Source organism: Streptomyces sp. NPDC001594 (assembly GCF_042893675.1).
Classification (GTDB): domain Bacteria; phylum Actinomycetota; class Actinomycetes; order Streptomycetales; family Streptomycetaceae; genus Streptomyces.
In genome coordinates this window covers 260,631-277,597 of the sequence record NZ_JBIAVB010000001.1, presented here as the reverse complement: position 1 = coordinate 277,597, position 16,967 = coordinate 260,631, and the positions used below count along the sequence as shown (strand labels likewise).

At 72.9% G+C, this 16,967-nt stretch carries 23 protein-coding genes; 18 read left to right on the top strand and 5 right to left on the bottom strand.

Annotated features, from left to right (window positions below; genetic code table 11):
- Positions 1-12 precede the first annotated feature (12 nt).
- The 3 genes from ACFY0O_RS01435 to ACFY0O_RS01425 all read right to left on the bottom strand — a co-directional run bounded on the left by ACFY0O_RS01435 (position 13) and on the right by ACFY0O_RS01425 (position 3,214).
- Positions 13-453, bottom strand: coding sequence for an STAS domain-containing protein (locus tag ACFY0O_RS01435; RefSeq protein WP_388941280.1), 441 nt, complete (start codon positions 451-453; stop codon positions 13-15).
- Positions 450-1,481 (bottom strand): B12-binding domain-containing protein, encoded by a 1,032-nt coding sequence (locus ACFY0O_RS01430; protein WP_388941278.1) that lies wholly within the window; start codon positions 1,479-1,481, stop codon positions 450-452. Before ACFY0O_RS01430 ends, ACFY0O_RS01435 begins: the two co-directional genes overlap by 4 nt.
- A 146-nt stretch (positions 1,482-1,627) precedes the next feature.
- Positions 1,628-3,214: a PP2C family protein-serine/threonine phosphatase gene (locus ACFY0O_RS01425; RefSeq protein ID WP_388942232.1), complete on the bottom strand. Its 1,587-nt coding sequence runs from the start codon at positions 3,212-3,214 to the stop codon at positions 1,628-1,630.
- Between the two features lie 318 nt (positions 3,215-3,532).
- On the opposite strand from ACFY0O_RS01425, the gene ACFY0O_RS01420 reads away from it, so the two are divergent.
- Both ACFY0O_RS01420 and ACFY0O_RS01415 read left to right on the top strand, forming a co-directional pair.
- Positions 3,533-3,880, top strand: coding sequence for an STAS domain-containing protein (locus ACFY0O_RS01420; RefSeq protein ID WP_388941276.1), 348 nt, complete (start codon positions 3,533-3,535; stop codon positions 3,878-3,880).
- A gap of 67 nt (positions 3,881-3,947) precedes the next feature.
- The gene (locus ACFY0O_RS01415; RefSeq protein ID WP_388941273.1) at positions 3,948-4,385 is read left to right on the top strand and encodes an ATP-binding protein; all 438 of its coding nucleotides are present in this window, start codon (positions 3,948-3,950) and stop codon (positions 4,383-4,385) included.
- 6 nt (positions 4,386-4,391) lie between these two features.
- On the opposite strand, the gene ACFY0O_RS01410 is transcribed toward ACFY0O_RS01415, so the two are convergent.
- The gene (locus ACFY0O_RS01410) at positions 4,392-4,892 is read right to left on the bottom strand and encodes a MarR family winged helix-turn-helix transcriptional regulator (protein ID WP_388941270.1); all 501 of its coding nucleotides are present in this window, start codon (positions 4,890-4,892) and stop codon (positions 4,392-4,394) included.
- A 101-nt stretch (positions 4,893-4,993) separates the two neighbouring features.
- On the opposite strand from ACFY0O_RS01410, the gene ACFY0O_RS01405 reads away from it, so the two are divergent.
- The 16 genes from ACFY0O_RS01405 (at position 4,994) to ACFY0O_RS01330 (ending at position 16,320) form a co-directional block, all read left to right on the top strand.
- A complete protein-coding gene (locus tag ACFY0O_RS01405) occupies positions 4,994-6,208 on the top strand; it encodes a PP2C family protein-serine/threonine phosphatase (RefSeq protein ID WP_388941268.1) in 1,215 nt (404 codons plus the stop codon).
- A 143-nt stretch (positions 6,209-6,351) separates the two neighbouring features.
- A complete protein-coding gene (locus ACFY0O_RS01400) occupies positions 6,352-6,924 on the top strand; it encodes a MarR family winged helix-turn-helix transcriptional regulator (protein WP_388941266.1) in 573 nt (190 codons plus the stop codon).
- A gap of 184 nt (positions 6,925-7,108) precedes the next feature.
- Positions 7,109-8,401, top strand: a complete 1,293-nt coding sequence (locus tag ACFY0O_RS01395) for a PP2C family protein-serine/threonine phosphatase (RefSeq protein ID WP_388941264.1) — start codon at positions 7,109-7,111, stop codon at positions 8,399-8,401.
- Positions 8,402-8,505: 104 nt separating this feature from the next.
- Entirely contained in the window at positions 8,506-10,056 is a 1,551-nt protein-coding gene (locus ACFY0O_RS01390) for an ATP-binding protein (protein WP_388942229.1), read from the top strand.
- Positions 10,053-10,511, top strand: coding sequence for a response regulator (locus ACFY0O_RS01385; RefSeq protein ID WP_388941262.1), 459 nt, complete (start codon positions 10,053-10,055; stop codon positions 10,509-10,511). Before ACFY0O_RS01390 ends, ACFY0O_RS01385 begins: the two co-directional genes overlap by 4 nt.
- A gap of 8 nt (positions 10,512-10,519) precedes the next feature.
- Positions 10,520-10,891 (top strand): STAS domain-containing protein, encoded by a 372-nt coding sequence (locus ACFY0O_RS01380; protein ID WP_388941261.1) that lies wholly within the window; start codon positions 10,520-10,522, stop codon positions 10,889-10,891.
- Between the two features lie 213 nt (positions 10,892-11,104).
- Entirely contained in the window at positions 11,105-11,401 is a 297-nt protein-coding gene (locus ACFY0O_RS01375) for a gas vesicle protein (protein ID WP_388941259.1), read from the top strand.
- Between the two features lie 54 nt (positions 11,402-11,455).
- The gene (locus tag ACFY0O_RS01370; protein ID WP_388941258.1) at positions 11,456-11,893 is read left to right on the top strand and encodes a gas vesicle structural protein GvpA; all 438 of its coding nucleotides are present in this window, start codon (positions 11,456-11,458) and stop codon (positions 11,891-11,893) included.
- A 3-nt stretch (positions 11,894-11,896) separates the two neighbouring features.
- Positions 11,897-12,610 (top strand): GvpL/GvpF family gas vesicle protein, encoded by a 714-nt coding sequence (locus tag ACFY0O_RS01365; protein WP_388941256.1) that lies wholly within the window; start codon positions 11,897-11,899, stop codon positions 12,608-12,610.
- 53 nt (positions 12,611-12,663) lie between these two features.
- A complete protein-coding gene (locus tag ACFY0O_RS01360; RefSeq protein WP_388941254.1) occupies positions 12,664-12,921 on the top strand; it encodes a gas vesicle protein GvpG in 258 nt (85 codons plus the stop codon).
- A gap of 40 nt (positions 12,922-12,961) precedes the next feature.
- Entirely contained in the window at positions 12,962-13,507 is a 546-nt protein-coding gene (locus tag ACFY0O_RS01355; protein WP_388941252.1) for a hypothetical protein, read from the top strand.
- Positions 13,500-14,444: an SRPBCC family protein gene (locus ACFY0O_RS01350; RefSeq protein WP_388941249.1), complete on the top strand. Its 945-nt coding sequence runs from the start codon at positions 13,500-13,502 to the stop codon at positions 14,442-14,444. Before ACFY0O_RS01355 ends, ACFY0O_RS01350 begins: the two co-directional genes overlap by 8 nt.
- Before the next feature lie 40 nt (positions 14,445-14,484).
- Positions 14,485-14,910: a gas vesicle protein gene (locus ACFY0O_RS01345; protein WP_388941246.1), complete on the top strand. Its 426-nt coding sequence runs from the start codon at positions 14,485-14,487 to the stop codon at positions 14,908-14,910.
- Positions 14,907-15,719 carry a GvpL/GvpF family gas vesicle protein gene (locus ACFY0O_RS01340; protein WP_388941244.1) on the top strand — a complete coding sequence of 271 codons (813 nt, stop codon included), beginning with the start codon at positions 14,907-14,909 and terminating at the stop codon, positions 15,717-15,719. Before ACFY0O_RS01345 ends, ACFY0O_RS01340 begins: the two co-directional genes overlap by 4 nt.
- Positions 15,716-15,988, top strand: a complete 273-nt coding sequence (locus ACFY0O_RS01335) for a gas vesicle protein (RefSeq protein WP_388941241.1) — start codon at positions 15,716-15,718, stop codon at positions 15,986-15,988. The genes ACFY0O_RS01340 and ACFY0O_RS01335 overlap by 4 nt, the downstream gene beginning before the upstream one ends.
- Entirely contained in the window at positions 15,925-16,320 is a 396-nt protein-coding gene (locus ACFY0O_RS01330) for a gas vesicle protein K (RefSeq protein ID WP_388942227.1), read from the top strand. Before ACFY0O_RS01335 ends, ACFY0O_RS01330 begins: the two co-directional genes overlap by 64 nt.
- Positions 16,321-16,408: 88 nt before the next feature.
- Here ACFY0O_RS01330 and ACFY0O_RS01325 read toward each other — a convergent pair whose 3' ends face one another.
- The gene (locus tag ACFY0O_RS01325) at positions 16,409-16,912 is read right to left on the bottom strand and encodes a hemerythrin domain-containing protein (protein ID WP_388941238.1); all 504 of its coding nucleotides are present in this window, start codon (positions 16,910-16,912) and stop codon (positions 16,409-16,411) included.
- Positions 16,913-16,967 lie beyond the last annotated feature (55 nt).

Below are 16,967 nucleotides of genomic sequence, written 5' to 3'. Positions count from 1 at the left end.
GCCGGCCCACTGTCAGGCGTGCGGCTCCGCAAGGCCGGAGGGAGCGGCGGGCTGGTCCTCGTCCGCCGGACCACCACGCGCGGCGCTGGAACCGGTGCGGCGCAGGGCCTGCGCGCCGGTACCGGACGCCGTGAGGTACTCCAGTGTGCCGGTGATCTCCAGCAGGCGGTCCAGCTGAACGGGCCGCGCGTCGAGGTGGAGCCCCGCGCCCGCCCCGCCGGTGCGCCGGCGGACCATCAGGAGCGCCGCCAGGCCGCTGGAGTCGACGGCCGACAGCCCGGCGCAGTCCAGCCACAGGTCGCCCAGCCCCGGATGTTCGCTGAGAGCCCGGTCCACGGCTTCGACGAGGAGGTCGGCGTGGAGGTGGTCGAGGTCGCCGCTCAGCTCGATGCGCACCGTGTCGTGCGAGGCGGAGCACGTCAGGCCGAGCGGGGCGGAGGGCAGGCTCGTCATTCGGCGGTCCCGGCAGTGAGGGAAGCGGCACGGGTCAGGCGGGCGGCCCCGGCCCGCAGGGTGGCGGTGGCACGGGGGAAGTCCTGCAGTTCCCGCTCCAGGAGCTCCAGGGCGGGCAGGAGCGGGGCGGCGGTAACACCACGGGCGTCCAGGACCCCGGCGGTCCACACCAGGAAGCCGCAGAAGAGGTCCTCGTCACCGGTGTAGAGGGCGGCGGCGAGGAATTCGACGATGTGCGAGAGGTCCTCGGCCGTGCGCTCGCGCTGGACTTCGGTGTAGACGCGCATCGCGGGGTAGGAGTCCGCCAGCCGCCTGAACACGGAGCCGACCAGCCGCCGGCGGCTGCGGGCCACCAGGGTGTATTCCTGGTCCTTCAGGTGAGGCAGGTCGTCGATGGGCTGGTGGCCGGGCCGGACCCGCGGCAGCGGGGCGCAGGCCAGCTCGTCGGCGGCGGCGCGGGCGTCGGGCGCCCAGCAGTCCGCGCCCAGCAGACGGGCGTAGCGGCCCCCGGGGCCGAAGGCGGCCCCGCCCACGATCACGGGGATCCCGACGGCCTGGCAGGCGGTGATCGTCGCGTGCGCGGCGGGCAGCCGGGTCGCGAGGGAGGCGGAGAGGGCGACGGCCTCCGGCCCGGTGCGGTGCAGGTGCGCGACGAGGTGCGGGGCGGTCACCCGCGCCCCGAGGTAGTCGACGCGCCAGCCCCTGACGCGCAGTACCTCGGCCAGGAGCCGGGCGGGCAGGGCGTGCCACTCGCCGTCCACGCACGCCACCGCGATCCGGCCGCGCGTCGGCGCGGTCCGCACCGAGGGGTGCAGGGCGACGGCCGTGACGGCCCGGTCGTTGATGGCGGTCGCGGCGTGCTCCTGGGCGACGGTGAGGCGGTTGGCTTCCCACTCCCGGCCGACCCGCGCCTGGACGGGGGCGATGACGTCGAGCAGGAGTTCCTCGGCGCCCACGCCCTCGTCGAGCGCGCGCACCACCGAGGCGATCGCGGCGGATTCGTCGAAGGCCGTCACCGACTCCCACACCCGTGCCCGGAGTTCACCCGAAGCCGAAGCCGAAGCCGAAGCCGAAGCCGAAGCCGAAGCCGAAGCCGAAGCCGAAACCGGGGCCGACGCGGAAGTCGTGGTGGCACCGGCAGGGGCCGGCGCCGGTACAGCGGTGTCGTACGGGCTCACGCGGTGAACCGTCCGCGGGTGTGGCCGTCCACGGCGCTGAGGTGGTTGGTGCGCGGCGCCGAGATCACCACGACGGCCATGTCGTCGTGGCGGCCCGACCCCACCCACTCGGAGGTGAGCATCTGCACGTGCTCCACCACCGCCTCGGCGGGCATCGCCGCGCACTCCGACAGGGCGCGGCACAGCCGCTCCTCCCCGAACATCACCCCGCCCATGGGTCCTCCCCGTGCCTCGCTGATTCCGTCGGTGTACAGCACGCATGTGTCCCCGGGGGCGAGGGTCACACGGGCCGTCTGCGTGGTGATCTCGGGCAACGCACCCACCAGGGTGCCCTTGGTGCGTACCTCCTCCACCCGGCCGTCGGAGCGCAGGACCAGGGGCGCGGGGTGCCCCGCGCTCGTCAGGCGCAGCCGCACGGCGTTGCCGTCCCGGGCCGCGGAGGCGAGCACCATGGTGGCGAAGCGGGCGTTCTCGGTGTTCAGCAGCGAGGTGTTGAGGAGGCTGAGCATCCGGTGGTGGTCCTCGGCCATCGGCAGGAGGGCGTGCAGCGTATTGCGGATCTTGCCGGTCATCACCGCGGCCTCCAGCCCCTTGCCGCACACGTCTCCGAGGACGACCAGGGAGGGCGCGCCCTCGTCGGCGGCGGGGTGGACGTCGTAGAAGTCGCCGCCGACCCGCTCGTGGTCCTGAGACGGCCGGTAGCCGCCGGCGTACTCCACCCCGGAGACCTGGCGCAGCGAGGGCGGCAGGAGCTCGCGCATCAGGGTGTCGGTGATCGACGCCTGCTCCGCGTAGAGCCGGGCGGCCGACATCGCGGCGCCGGCGCGAGCGGCGAACAGGCGGGCGAACACCTCCTCGCCCTCCGTGAACGCGCCAGTGGCTTCGTTGCGCAGCAGCACCAGGGCACCCGCGGGCACGCCGTGCCCGGGCAGGGGAGTGATGACGATCGACCCCAGGGCGTCGAGGCCCTCCGGGACCAGCCAGGCCGGCGCGGCCGCCGGGTCGAGCCACCGGGAGGGGACGGGCGGGAACCCCTGGAGCGCCTCGGCCAGCCCGGGTACCGCCCCGGGGTCGACGGCGGCGCGGGACAGGGACGGGCTGCCGCCGCGGACGCACGAGACGACGGGGAGCTCGCTGCCCTGTGCGGGAGCGATCACCAGGGCGGCGTCGGCGAGGTGGTCGGCCGCCATCTGCGCCGTGACGTCCATGCAGCGGTCGAGGTTCAGGGACGAGAGCAGGAGGTTGGAGGAGCGGACCAGGAACTCGGTGCGCTTGCGCTCCGCGCACAGCGCCTCCCGGGCCAGGCGGTGGTCGGTGTCGTCGATCAGCCACCACACGACCGTGCCGTCGTCACGGGGTGTCGGGTGCGCCTCGTAGGAGCGGTCGCCGACCCGCCCCTGGACGGGTGCGGCATCGGCCGGCGGGCGCGGCGAGGGGAGGGGGGTGACGCAGCGCGCGTGCGCGGACACCAGCCAGCCGGGGACCGCGTCCGCCATCGACGAGCCCGGGCGGGCACGCGGGAACACCAGCCCGGCCGCCTCGTTGGCGTGCACCACGACCGCGTCGGCGTCGGCCACCAGCACCGGGTAGGGTGCCTGGCTCCACGGCCGGGCCGCAGGCGGCGGGTTGGACGTCGTCTCGGTGGTAGCAGCCAATCGTTGAAGGCCCGCTGCGCGGACCCCTCACCTCTTCATCGCGTTCATCACGTCGGAAAAGACGTCGGAAAAGATCTCGGAACAACAGTTGTCCTCCGGCAACCATCCTCCATGGGCCGTACACCTCGCAACCGCACCCCGGGGGGACGCGGTAGCGAAGGTTCATCCCCAGGAGTGACGAACGCGACCATGCGCGATGTGAGCCCCCGGTATCTGGTAGGGCAGGTGATGGAGGAGGATGGACCGGTGACCGAAGGGGAAGCGGTCGTCACGACGACCGGACGACGCGACACGACCGTCATCAGCCTGCGCGGCGAAGTCGACGAGGAGGCCGCTCCGTTGCTGGCCCGCGCCCTCGCGCAGGCGTCCGAGGGCGGCCCGCCGCGCACCGTCGTCGACCTGTCGGGCGCCTCCTTCGTGGACTCGTCCGTGCTGCACGCGCTGCTGACCGCCCAGCGGGCCCACGCGGCGTCCGGCTCGGTGCTCGTACTCGCCGGCCCCCTGCACACCGCCGTCCGGCGGCTGTTGGACGTCACGGGAGCCGCACCGGCCTTCCGTCTGGCCGACAGCCTGGCCGCCGCGATGACATGCTGACCGGCAACCGGCGCCCCCGTACGGGGCGCCGCGGTACGACCCGTACGGCCGGGGGCAGGCGATGAGCATGAACCACCCACCCCCGCCGTCACGCTCCCCCCGGGGCGCGCAGCGGCACCGCGAGGAGGGAGCCGGCGACCTGCACGCCGCACCCCCGCCCGAGTCCGCGGCCGCGGCCCGTGAACACGTCCGCGAACTGCTGCTCCTCGCAGGTGTCAGCCTCGACAGCGTTCCGGCCGCGGACGCGCTGCTCGTCACCTCGGAGCTGGTCACCAACGCGATACGGCACGGACACGGCGTCACCGCCTTCCGGGCGGATGTCGCGGACGGCGTCCTGAGCCTGTCGATCACCGACGCCAACCCGCGGCCGCCCACGGCCCGTACGGGAACGGTCGACCGGCCCGGCGGATACGGCTGGCCCCTCGTCCAGCGGCTGGCGGAGCGCGTCGACTGCACGACCCGCGCCGACGGCAAGACCATCACTACGGCGGTCCGCCTGAGCTGACCGGGTTCAGGCCGTCCTGGTGGTGAGGGACTCCGGCGACGGGAGGCGCAACGGCTTCGCGACCGCGGCGCAGAAGGCCGCGAGCCCCGTCGCCAGGGCCGCCCGGGAGGCCTCCGGCATCCCGGCCATCGCCTCGGCCAGCACCTCCTGCCTGCGGATGCGCAGCCGTTCCAGGTACGTCAGGCCCGCGGGGGTCAGCCGGATCAGCACCTCGCGGCGGTCGCCGGCCCCGGGGTGTCGTTCGAGGAACCCCACGGCCTGAAGACGGTCGCAGAGCCGGGTGGCGGACGGCGGGGCCGCCTCCAGCAGCCTGCCGAGCTCGCTCAGGTTCAGCTGGCCGTTCGCCTCGACGAGGAAGAGCACCCGGGCCTGTGCCGAGGAGACGGGCGGAGCGCCGGCGGTGTCCCGGCTCCGCTCCCAGACCACCTCCAGCAGCTCGATCAGCTCGCTCATCTCCGCCACGGCCGGGGCGACGGGCCCGGCGGAGCCGATCGACCGCTGACTCATGTGACACTCCCTACCGGACGTACGGGCGGCCCTTCCTCGGTGGACCGGCGGCTTCGTCGTCCCCCATCTTGGCAGTTGTGAGAGAGGCGGGTACGGGGCCGGTGACCGAAGTCGTACACGACGAGGGTGTCGGGGGAGGTGGTGGCGTCGAGCGCGTGCTGCGCGGCGCCGCCCCGCACGAGGTGTTCGAGGAGGTCCGCGGCATCCTGGTCCGCGACCACGGGGCGGCCGGTGCCGAGCTGCTGATGGCCGACTACGCCTCGGCACGGCTCCAGCCCGTCACCGCTCAGCCCTACACCGCGGAGTCCGTGTCGGCGCACAACGGCGCCGAGGGGCGGGCCTTCGGCGCCCAGGAGCCGTACGTGGTCACGGGGGAGAGCGGGAGCACCGTGCACCTGCCGGTGACCGTCCGCGGCGACCGGCTCGGGGTCCTGAGCGTCCGCTTCCCGGCCGGCGTCCCGGTCGGTGGACTCCTCGGCCGGCTGCAGGACGTGGCCGACGCGCTGGCCCACGAGATCCTCGTCGCCGACCGCGACACCGACTTCTTCCTCCAGGCGCGCCGGGCCAGGAGGCTGACCCTGGCCGCCGAGATGCAGTGGCAACTGCTGCCGGGACGCTCGTGCTCCCGGCCGGAGTACGACCTCGGCGCGCAGCTGGAGCCCGCCTACGCGATCTTCGGCGACAGCTTCGACTGGTCGGCCTCCGCCGACCACCTGACCCTGACCGTCAACAACGGCATGGGCGAGGGCGTGGAGGCGGCGCTGCTGACCAGTCTGGCCGTCAGCGCCCTGCGCAACGCCCGGCGGGCCGGCCTCGGCCTCGCCGACCAGGCGGCGCTGGCGGACCAGGCCCTGTACGGCCACTACCAGGGGCGCCGGCACCTCGCGATGCTGCTGCTCCGCTTCGAACTGGACACCGGCGAGGTCGAGGTCGTCGACGCCGGATCGCCCCGCCTCTGGCGGCTGCGCGGCGGCATCGTGGAGCCGGTCGCGCTGGAGGCCCAGCTGCCGCTCGGCATGTTCGAGGACACCGTCTACACCTGTCAGCGCTTCCAGGTCCTGCCGGGGGACCGGCTGGTCCTCTTGAGCGACGGCGTCTACGACGTCCTCTCCCCGGCAGGGGAACCGTACGGCCTGCACGCCCTGACCAGGGCGGTCATGAACACGCGGCTGCTTCCGCCCGCGCAGGTGCCGCGGGCGCTCCTGGAAGAGCTGCCGGGCTACCGGGGCGACGTCGACGCCGTCGACGACGCGATGGTCGTCTGCCTCGACTGGCACGGCAGGCCCGGCACGCGTCCCGACGGCCGCGGGCGATAGGGCCCGTCCGCCGGCCTTCCCGCCGGGACCGGGGCCGCCGGCACGCATGATCGCCGCCGGCCCTGGCCTGATCCGGCGCGAAGGGTCGGATCAGGCCAGGGCGGCGGGGGCCGGCCGCGCCGGACGGTGGCACAGTAGGTGGCATGCCCCGCCCCGGCCGCTCCGGCGCGCACGAGGACCCGGCCGCGGTCCTCGCCGCCGCGGCGGACTTCCTCGCGGTGCTGCACGCCCGGGGGCAGGACGGTGTGACACCGCCGGTGTCGCCGTCGCAGCTGCGGGCGCTGCTCGCCGTGGAGGGCGCCGAGGGCATCAACCTGCGGGCCCTGGGGGAGGTGCTCGGATCCCGCCCGCCGTCGGTCACCCGGCTCTGCGACCGGCTGGAGGCCATGGGGCTGCTGACCCGCTCGCCCCACCCGGTCAGGCGGCGCGAGGTGGAGCTGCGGCTCACCCCCCGGGCGCGGACGCTCCTGGACGAGCGGCAGGCGATCCGCCTGCGGGAGCTCTCGTCGGTGCTCGGCCGGATGGCTCCCGGCGCGGTGGACGCCCTGATGGCAGGCCTGACGGCGTTCCACGAGGCAGCCGCGCCCCCTCCCCGCCCCGACGACCCACCCCCACCCCCGCCCCCAGGCCCGGCCTCGGACGAGGCCCCGACCCCGGCCACGGACACCGGCGTCGGGCCGGTGGCCGCGCCGGCTCGGTTGCCGGACGGAGCCTGACGGGCGGGCTCCGTCCCCGGCTTCCGGCCCCGGGCGCGGTTTTCGGCCAGGCCCGACGGGAAGGCTGAATCATTGAGTCCGTAAAATATTGCCCAACGGCAAATGATCACCCTAGGCTTGTCCGACGCAACACGCGTCCGCCGGGCGTCCGCCGTCCGAACTGAGAAGGGACAGACCCGACGCCATGGTGAGCACGTCCGGGCTCGGGGCCCAGCACCCGCCCGCCCCCGCCGCGCAGCAGCCGGTGATCCGGCCCCGGCAGGCCTCCCCGGCAGAGCCGGACGACTCGCTGGCGCTGTGGAACGGCGTACCGCCGCAGGTCCTGCTCATCGAGGACGACGAGGGCGACGCCGTGCTCGTCGAGGAACTCGTGGAGGACAGCGGAACCGAGCTCAGACTCGCCCGGGCCCGCTCCCTCGCCGACGCCGTCCACCTGCTGAAGGCCAGGACCCCCGACTGCGTCCTGCTGGACCTGCACCTGCCCGACGCCCAGGGCCTGGACGGGCTGAAGAAGGTCCTCGCCCTGTCCACCGAGACCGCGGTCGTCGTGCTGACGGGCCTGTCGGAGGAGGGGGCGGGGCTGACGGCCGTCGCGGCCGGAGCCCAGGACTACCTGGTCAAGGGACGTCTCGAAGCCGACGTCTTCATACGGGCCATCCGCTACGCGATCCAGCGCAAGCGCACCGAGCTGGCCGCCGCCGCCCTCCAGGCGGGCCGGCTGCGCGCCGAGGAGAACGCCCGCCTCGAACGCGGCCTGCTCCCCACCCCGCTGCTGCTCGACGACGCGGCCGACAACGTCACCGTATGCGCCCGCTACCACCCCGGACGTGCCCAGACCCTCCTCGGCGGCGACTTCTACGACGTCGTCCAGACCCCCGACGGAGCCACCCACGCCGTGGTCGGCGACGTATCGGGCCACGGCCCCAGCGAGGCCGCACTCGGCGTCTGCCTCCGCGTGGCCTGGCGGTCCTTCGTCATGGCCGGAGCCCGGGGCGCCGAGCTGCTCGCCCTCCTGGAGCGGATCCTGGTGGCCGAACGATCGGGCCCCGAGATCTTCGCCACCCTCGTCTCCCTCACCCGTCCGGCCGGCACCCGCGCCGTGTCCGTCCAGCGCGCCGGGCACCCCGGCCTCCTGCTCCGCTCCGCGGCCGGCGTGGAGCTGCGTACCGTCCCGGGAGGGCCCGCCCTGGGCATCCTCCCGGGCTGGGGCGACGGCTGGCCCGTCAGCGAGGTCGCGGTGGAGGAGGGCGGCGCCGTCATGCTCTTCACGGACGGCCTGATCGAAGGGCGGGTCGGCCCCGGCTCCGACCGCCTCGACGAGGAGGGCCTCCTGGAGATCGCCCGCAAGCACGCCGATCTCCCCGCCGAACCCTTCGTCGACACCCTCATCCGGACGGCGCAGGACCTCGCCGCGGACTGGGGCGGCCTGGCCGACGACGTCGCCGTCCTCCACCTCGAATGGAACCCGTCCTCGTGACCTCCCCCGCACAGCCCGCCGCACCCTCCGCCGGACGAGCCCCGGACCGTCACGGTCCGAGTCTGCGGACCTGGCTGACCACCGTGCTGGTCGTGCTCGCCCTGATGGTCGTCGGCACGGGAGCGCTCGGCGCCGCCCTCCTGTCCCGCACCACCACGGCCGGGAACCGGCTCGTCGACGAGATCCTCCCCGCCCAGCGGGACGCCCTGCGACTGGAGACGGCCCTGCTGGACCAGGAGAACGGGGTCCGCGGCTACCTACTGGCCCACGAGCCCGCCCTCCTGGAGCCGTACGAACGAGGTCTGGCCGACGAGGCCGGGGCCGCCCGGAGCCTGACGACGGTCCTCGACGGCGACGAGGGGGTGCGCCAGGACCTGACCGCCGTGCAACAGGCCGCCCGGACCTGGCGGCAGGAGTTCGCGGCGCCCGCCCTCGCCTCCGTCAAGGACGGCACCGCGCCGCCCTCCGCCCAGGCCGGGAAGGACCGCTTCGACGAGGTCCGCCGCCGCGTCGCCGCGCAGCAGGCACGCCTGGACCGGCTCCAGAACGACGCCCGCACCACCTTCGGCGAAGCCCGCACGCAGCGCGACCGCGTCCTGCTGGCGATCGTCGTGGCCTTCCTGCTCGCGGGCGCGGCCCTCGCCGTCCTGCTCCACATGGGCGTCCTGAAGCCGCTCGCCCGGGTCCGGACCGCTTCCCAGCGCGTGGCGGACGGGGCCTTCGACGAGGAGATCCCCCTGCGCGGCCCCTCCGACCTGAAGGCACTGGCCCGGGCGGTGGAGGCCATGCGGCACCGGACCGTGGCCGAACTGAACACCTCGCTGCGCAACGCCGAGCGGCTCGACCGCACGGCCGCCGAACTCGACGCCCAGGCGGTGGAGCTGCGCCGCTCCAACGCCGAGCTGGAGCAGTTCGCGTACGTCGCCTCGCACGACCTCCAGGAGCCGCTGCGCAAGGTGGCCTCCTTCTGCCAGCTGCTGGAGAAGCGGTACGGGGACCAGCTCGACGAGCGCGGCACCCAGTACATCGCCTTCGCCGTCGACGGGGCCAAGCGGATGCAGGTCCTCATCAACGACCTGCTGACCTTCTCCCGGGTGGGCCGCGTCCAGGACACGCGCGAACCGGTGGCGATGGACGCCCCCCTGGACCGCGCCCTGCGCAACCTGGCGGCCGCCGTGGAGGAGAGCGGCGCGCAGATCACCCGTCCCGAGCGGCTCCCGGACGTGGTGGGCGACCCGACGCTGCTGACCATGCTGTGGCAGAACCTGGTGGGCAACGCCGTCAAGTTCCGTTCGCCCGACCGGCCTCCGCGCGTGGAGGTCGCCGTGGCCGACGACCCGGCCGGCGAGCCGGGCTTCCACACCTTCACCGTCACGGACAACGGCATCGGCGTACCGGCCGAGTTCGCCGAGAAGGTGTTCGTCATCTTCCAGCGCCTGCACGGCCGGGAGACCTACGGCGGCACCGGAATCGGCCTCGCGCTCTGCAAGAAGATCGTCGAGCACGCGGGCGGACGCATCCGCATCGACCCGGACCACCGCGAAGGCACCCGGATCGTCTTCACCCTCCCGCGCGCCGAGTCCGCCGCCGACACGGAGCCACCCGCACGCGCACCCGAACCCGTTCCCGAACCCACCGAAGGAACCCCCCGATGAGCACTCCCTCCGACCGGCCCCAGGCCACCCCCGCCGAAGTCCTGCTGGTCGAGGACGACGCGGGGGACGAGCTCATGACCCGGGAGGCCTTCGAGGACAACAAGATCGGAAACGTGCTGCACGTCGTGCGGGACGGCCTCGAAGCCCTGGACTTCCTGTACCGCCGCGGCGAGTACGCCGAGGCCCCGCGCCCCGACCTGATCCTGCTCGACCTCAACCTGCCCAAGTACGACGGACGGCAGGTCCTCGAACAGATCAAGACGGACCCGGAACTGAAGCACATCCCCGTGGTCGTGCTCACCACCTCGGCGGCCGAGGAGGACATCCTGCGCAGCTACAAACTGCACGCCAACGCCTACGTCACGAAGCCGGTGGACCTCGACCAGTTCATCCGGGCGATCCAGCAGATCGACGACTTCTTCGTCACCGTGGTCAAGCTCCCCCGCACGAGATGAGGCCGGACATGAACAGCATGGACCCGCACGACGCCGAGGCACGCGGCCGCGTCGAGACCCGCCGCGACGGGGACGCACGCATCGTCGTGATGGCGGGGGAGTTCGACATGGACAACGCGGCCGGCCTGCGGACCGCGATGGATCCCGCGGCCCCCGGCGTGACCCGGTTCGTCCTGGACGTCGCCGAGGTGACCTTCATCGACTCGACCGCGCTCAGCATCATGCTGCAAGCGAACCTGACCCACCCCGTGGTCCTGGCGGGTCCCGTCCCCCGCCGACTGGCCCGCCTCCTGGAGATCACCGGCGCCCACCAGGCCTTCGCCACCGCCCCCAACGTGGCCGAGGCCACAGCCGCGCCCCCACCACCCCGGCACCCCTGACCGCCCCTCCCCGCCCAACCGCGCCCGCCCTTCGTCCTCACGACCCGAGGACGAAGGGCGGGCGTCTGCCGTTGCGCGCTCGTCTCGGTGGGGTCGGGGCGCATCTGTCGATCCGTCATGCATGCGGGCGGCAAGGGCGGGCAGGCGAACGTGAGTCCACACGGCGCTGAAGCTCGACTGCCGAGCCGCCGTCCATGCCTCACAGGCGGGAACATGAGCGCGACAGACGACGAGAAACACAAGACGCCCGAAAGGCTCGACATCGCCACGGCGATGCGCCTCGCCACCGAGCAGCTCGCCGAGCTCCTGCGGTGCGAACCCGCCTCCGTCTCCGCGGTGAAGGCCACCGAGGACGGCTGGACGGCAGAGGTGGAGATCGTCGAGCTGGAGAAGGTCCCGGACACCATGAGCGTGATGGCTTCCTATCACGTGGCCCTCGACAGCGAGGGCCGGCTGGTGGGGTACGAGCGCACGCGGCGCTACGCCCGGGGCCAGATCGACCGCCGCTGAGGCGGCGGCAGCGCCCGAAAGCGTCGACAGACGCTGCATCGGAAGGAGTTCACCGTGGCACTCGTCCAACAGAGCAGTGCAACGAGCGGCGGAAGCGGCTCGGGAAATCTCTATGACGTCCTGGAACTCATCCTCGACAGGGGCCTCGTGATCGACGCGTTCGTACGCGTCTCCCTGGTCGGGATCGAGATCCTCAAGATCGATGTCCGCGTCGTCGTCGCCAGCGTGGACACCTACCTCCGCTTCGCCGAGGCGTGCAACCGCCTCGACCTGGAATCCGGACGGAAGGCACCCACGCAACTCACCGACATCGTCGGCGAGATGACCGAGAACGGCGCCAAGGGAAAGTCCAAGGGCGCCCTGACCGGCGCCGTCGAGGCGATAACCGACTCCCTGCAGAGCAAGCGCGAGGAGTCCGAGGAAGAACCCCGTAAGCGGCCGGCGCGCAAGCCGACGTCCAGCCGCTCGTCCGCCGCCCGCCGGGAGGAGTAGCAGGTGCCCACCTACATCTACGCCATCACCACCACGGACCACCCCTTGCGCCTGGCCGACCTCCAGGGAGTGGGCGAACCGGCGACGCCCCTGCGGACGGTGCGGGCCGGCGGGGTCGCCGCGGTCGTCAGCGACGCCCCCGAGGGCTTGCGCGCCAAGCGCCGCGACGTGCTGGCCCACGAGGCCGTCCTGGAGTCCCTGATGGCGGACGGGGCGACGCTGCCCATGCGTTTCGGACTGCTCGGACCGGACGACGACCAGGTGGCCCGGGTGCTGGAGCAGGAAGGCGCGGCGTACCGCAACCGCCTGGCCGAGCTCGCCGGGCACGCCGAGTTCAACCTCAAGGCGGCCCGCGACGAGCAGGACCTGCTGCTCGAAATCGTGTCGGAGTCCGACCGGATCCGGGAACTCAACGAACGCACCAGGACGGGATCGGCCGGGCAGGACGATCGCATCGCCCTCGGTGAGCTCGTCGCGGGCCAAGTCGCCGAACGCCACGACGAGCAGGCCCGCGAGACCCTGGAGAAGCTGCAGCCGGCCGCGGCGCGCGTCGCGCGCGCCGAGCCGGCCACCGGCCACTTCCTCAACGCTTCCTTCCTCGTGCCGGCGGAGACCGCCGACGAGTTCGTGAAGGCCGTGCGTGAGGAAGCGGACCGCCGGGGTGAGGCCTACACCTTCACCCTGACCGGACCGCTGCCCCCGTACAGCTTCGTCTGACCGGTGCGCCGGGCACCCCAGGTGCCCGGCGCACCGGGGAAGGAGGCCGGCCCATGGGGTTCCTCACCACGATCCTGACCCTGCCCATCGCACCACTGCGCGGCACGGCCTGGGTGGTCGACCAGGTGCTGATCGCGGCGGAGCGCGAGTACTACGACCCCGCCCCCGTCCGGGAGCAACTGGCGGCGCTCGTGGAGGACCTGGCCGAAGGCCGCGTGGACGCGGCCGAGTTCGACCGGCGCGAGGACGCGCTCCTGGACCGACTCGACGAGATCGAGGCCCACCGAAGCCAGACAGGAGACGGCTCATGACGCATCAGAGTGATCAAGCGAGGCGGAACGAGGTACACCGGTGACACCGAAGAACACCACGACGGCAGCCGCCCTCGTCGGGGGCTATCTCCTGGGGCGGACGAAGAAGGCCAAGATGGCCATCGGGGTGGGGATGTTCCTCGCCGGCCGCAGGCTGGACCTCGACCCGCGGCGCATCGGAAAGCTGCTCGCCGCCTCGCCCGTGACGGGCGCCCTGAGCGAACAGATCCGCCGAGAGCTGTTCGAGGCCACGAAGTCGGCCGCGGCCCAGGCCCTCACCCGGCGCGCCGCAGGCCTCGCCGACTCACTGCAGCAGCGCACGCAGGCGCTCGGCCGCGACGACGCCCCCGACGCCCCCGAGGCCGACGCGGATGACGGACCCGAACCGCGCAAGCCGACACGCTCGACGGCCGCGACGAAGACCGCCGGCAAGAAGACCACCGGCCGTGCCCCCTCGTCCAGCGGTGGCTCCGGCCGCGGCGCCGGCAAGCCGACAGCGGCCCGCAAGCGTACGAGCGCCCCGCGGAAGTCCACCGCCTCAAGCACGCGCAAGAGCAGCAAGGGCAGGGGGGACAGCGATGAGTGACTCCGTACTCGCCGAGATCAAGAACGACGTGGCGGGAAACCAGGCCACCGAGCGGCTCAAGGAGGAGCTCCGCCACTACCTCACGGCCCGTGCCGAAGACGCCGTCACCCGGCTCGGGGAGCACCTCGGCGACCGGGTCGCCCGGCTGGGCGAGCCGGGAGCCGCGAAGAGCGGCTTCGCGAAGGGCCTCGTCGAGGGGGGCAAAGCCCTCAGCGAGGGGAAGTCCCCCGCGCGGGCCGCGCTCGCGGCGGGGACGTCCGCCTTCAAGGACGCCCTGCGGGAGAAGGCGAAGAGCCTGGTCGGCGCCGGCCGCACGTCCGGTGGCGGCACCGCGAAGAGCGTGACGATCGTCGAGGACATCGACGTCGGCGTCCCCGTCCGCGAGGCGTACGGGCAGTGGACGCAGTTCCAGGAGTTCAGCACGTTCGCCAAGGGAGTCGTCAGCGTCGAGACGGCGGACGACACCACCACCAACTGGAAGGTGAAGGTCGCCAAGTCGACCCGCAGCTGGCAGGCGAACGTGACCGAGCAGATCCCCGACGAGCGCATCGCCTGGACCACCCACGGCGCGAAGGGGACGGTCCGCGGGGTGGTGACCTTCCACCGGCTCACCGATGACCTCACCCGCGTTCTGCTCGTCCTGGAGTACGCCCCGAAGGGCCTGATCGAGAAGACGGGCAACCTGTGGCGGGCACAGGGCAGGCGTGCCCGGCTGGATCTCAAGCTCTACCGCTCGTTCCTCATGCTGCGCGGAGAGGCCACCGGCGGCTGGCGGGGCGAGATCCGCGACGGCGAGGTCGTCGTCGGCCACGACGAAGGGGTCAGGCAGGAGGAGCAGGCCGACGCCGAAGGCGCCTTCGAGGACGACGAGTACGACGAGTACGAGAAGTACGACGAAGACGAGAAGTACGACGAGCCCGCCGACGCTGACCGCTGAGCGGTGACATCAGAGCACACCAGAGAACAGGGGCGCCACCGTGTCCGAATCCTTCGCAGGACGCCTTCCGGCCGCACCGCACGCCGCGGTGCCCAGTCACCACCAGGGCTCTTCCGCGAACCTCGCGGACATCCTGGAACGCGTGCTCGACAAGGGCATCGTGATCGCCGGAGACATCCGGATCAACCTGCTCGACATCGAGCTGCTGACCATCAAGCTCCGCCTGCTGGTCGCCTCGGTCGACAAGGCGAAGGAGATGGGCATCGACTGGTGGGAGCACGACCCCTCCCTCTCCTCCCGTGCCCGCCCCTCCCGCCCCCTCGACAGCGGGGGCGGGAGGGGCGGGGGCGGCGGCAGCCGGGAGGAGCTCCTGGCACAGGAGAACGAGCGCCTGCGCGGCGAACTCGAGCGCCTGCGCTCCGGCCCTTCCCAGGACCGGCAGGCACGGACGGAGGAGACGCGGTGAGCACACCTCCGATGGCCTACGTGTACGGCGTCGGCTGGGACGGGGAGGAGCTGCGCGCTCTCGCCCGCTCGGTGACCGGCGTCGACGGCCACGCCGTGGCGATCGTCGCCGCGGGCGGTCTCGTGGCCCTGGTGTCGGCCGTGCCGCCCGACGCCTTCGACGAGATCGCCTTGCCGCACCGCCTGGGGGACCTCGGCACGCTGGAGGAGCTGGCCCGGGCCCACCACGCCGTGGTGGACGCGGCTTTCGGTGAGGCGGTGTTCCTGCCGCTCCGGCTGGCCACCGTCTACCTCGACGAGCCCCGGGTGGCGGACATGCTCCTCGAACACCGCGACCGGTTCGCCCCGCTGCTGGCGTGGCTCGACGGCCACGTCGAGCTCGGAGTGAAGGTCCACGTCGATCCGGCCGCCGCCGCGGCGCAGGCCGTCCCCGCCCAGACCGCTGAGCCGCCGGCGCCGAGCCCCGGCCGCGCCTACCTGCAGCAGCGCAGGCGGAAACGGCACAGCACCGAGGACCTCCACCGTGCCGCCGGCGCGGTCGCGGACGAGGTCGAGCGCGCGGCACGGGCGCTCGCGACAGCGACTGTCGTGCACCGTCCCCAGCAGAGCGGGCTGTCCGGCCGGCACGAGACCAACATCGCCAACCACGCCCACCTCGTGCCCGCCGACGCCGAAGAGCGCTTCCGCGAGGCGGTACAGGCGGCGACCACACCTGTGGCCGGGGTGCAGGTGGAGGTGACCGGCCCCTGGGCGCCGTACTCCTTCGCGACCGCCGCCCCAGGGCCGCGAACGGACGGGGAGCCGCGATGAGCACACCGTTCCCGAACGACCCTTCGCACGAGGAGCCGGAGCGGCTGTCCGGTCCGCCGGTCGCACTCATCGACCTCCTGGACCGGCTGCTGACCGGCGGCGCCGTCCTGACGGGGGACCTCGTCCTCTCCATCGCCGACGTGGACCTGGTCCACATCAACCTGCGTGCGGTCATCCGGTCGATCACCGGCGACGAGCCCGGCCCCTGGGCGCGGGACCTCAGCCCCGACGCCGCCCTCGCCCACCGCGCCACAGCACCCAGGAGGTGACCGTGCAGGACCCGCACCCCACCACAGGCGGAGGCGGCAACGCCGTGGCCCAACGGCTTTCCGTCGACCCCGACACGGTGGAACGTGACCTGATCAAGCTCGTACTGACCGTTGTCGAACTGCTGCGCCAGCTGATGGAACGCACCGCCATCCACCGCGTCGACCAAGGTGATCTCGCCGAGGACGAGGAGGAGCGCATCGGCGTGACGCTGATGATCCTGCATGAGCGCATGGAAGAACTGTGCAGGCGTTACGGCCTGACCATGGACGATCTCAACCTGGACCTGGGCCCCTTGGGCTCGCTTCTCCCACGAGAAAACCCCGGCCCGTGAACTTCCGGGCACCGGGGTAGGGCGGGTCCCCTCAGGGCCCCCGCAGGGCCCGAGGGCCGACCGCTCGGGTCGGCCCTCGGGCCGTGTCTCAGCTGGCGCCGACGACGGCGCGGACGTTCTCGATGCTGCCGCAGTCGGACTCCAGCAGCCTCTCGCGCTCCTTCAGGAATGCGGCTCCCAGCTCGGCCCGGCGCTCGTCCGGGACGTTCTCGCGGGCGCCGTTGAGGATCGTCCGCTCCTCCTCGTCCAGGTGGTGGGTGACGGCCTCGACCAGGTCCTCCAGCTTCGCATCCCACTCGTCCGAGCCGACCTCGTCGACCTCCAGCAGGGCCAGGAGCGCCTTGTTGCCCTCCTCGTGCTCCTCCACGCCGTGCTCGACCTCCTCGTCGTCCACCTTCCTGAAGCGTTTGAGCGCACCGTAGACCTCGCTCTCCTCCGCCTCGCCATGGGCGATCAGCAGCGCGGAGAACCTCTTCAGCGCTCCCGCGCGGTCGGCCTCCACGCTGCGCATCTGCCGGAACAGCTCCTCCATCGTCCGGTGGTCCTCGAGGATCACCTCGACGACGTCCTGTTCCTGCCGGTCCGCGGTCATGTGCACTACTCCTCGGTCGGGGATCCGTCGTCGCTCGCGTGCTCGCTCGCGGCCC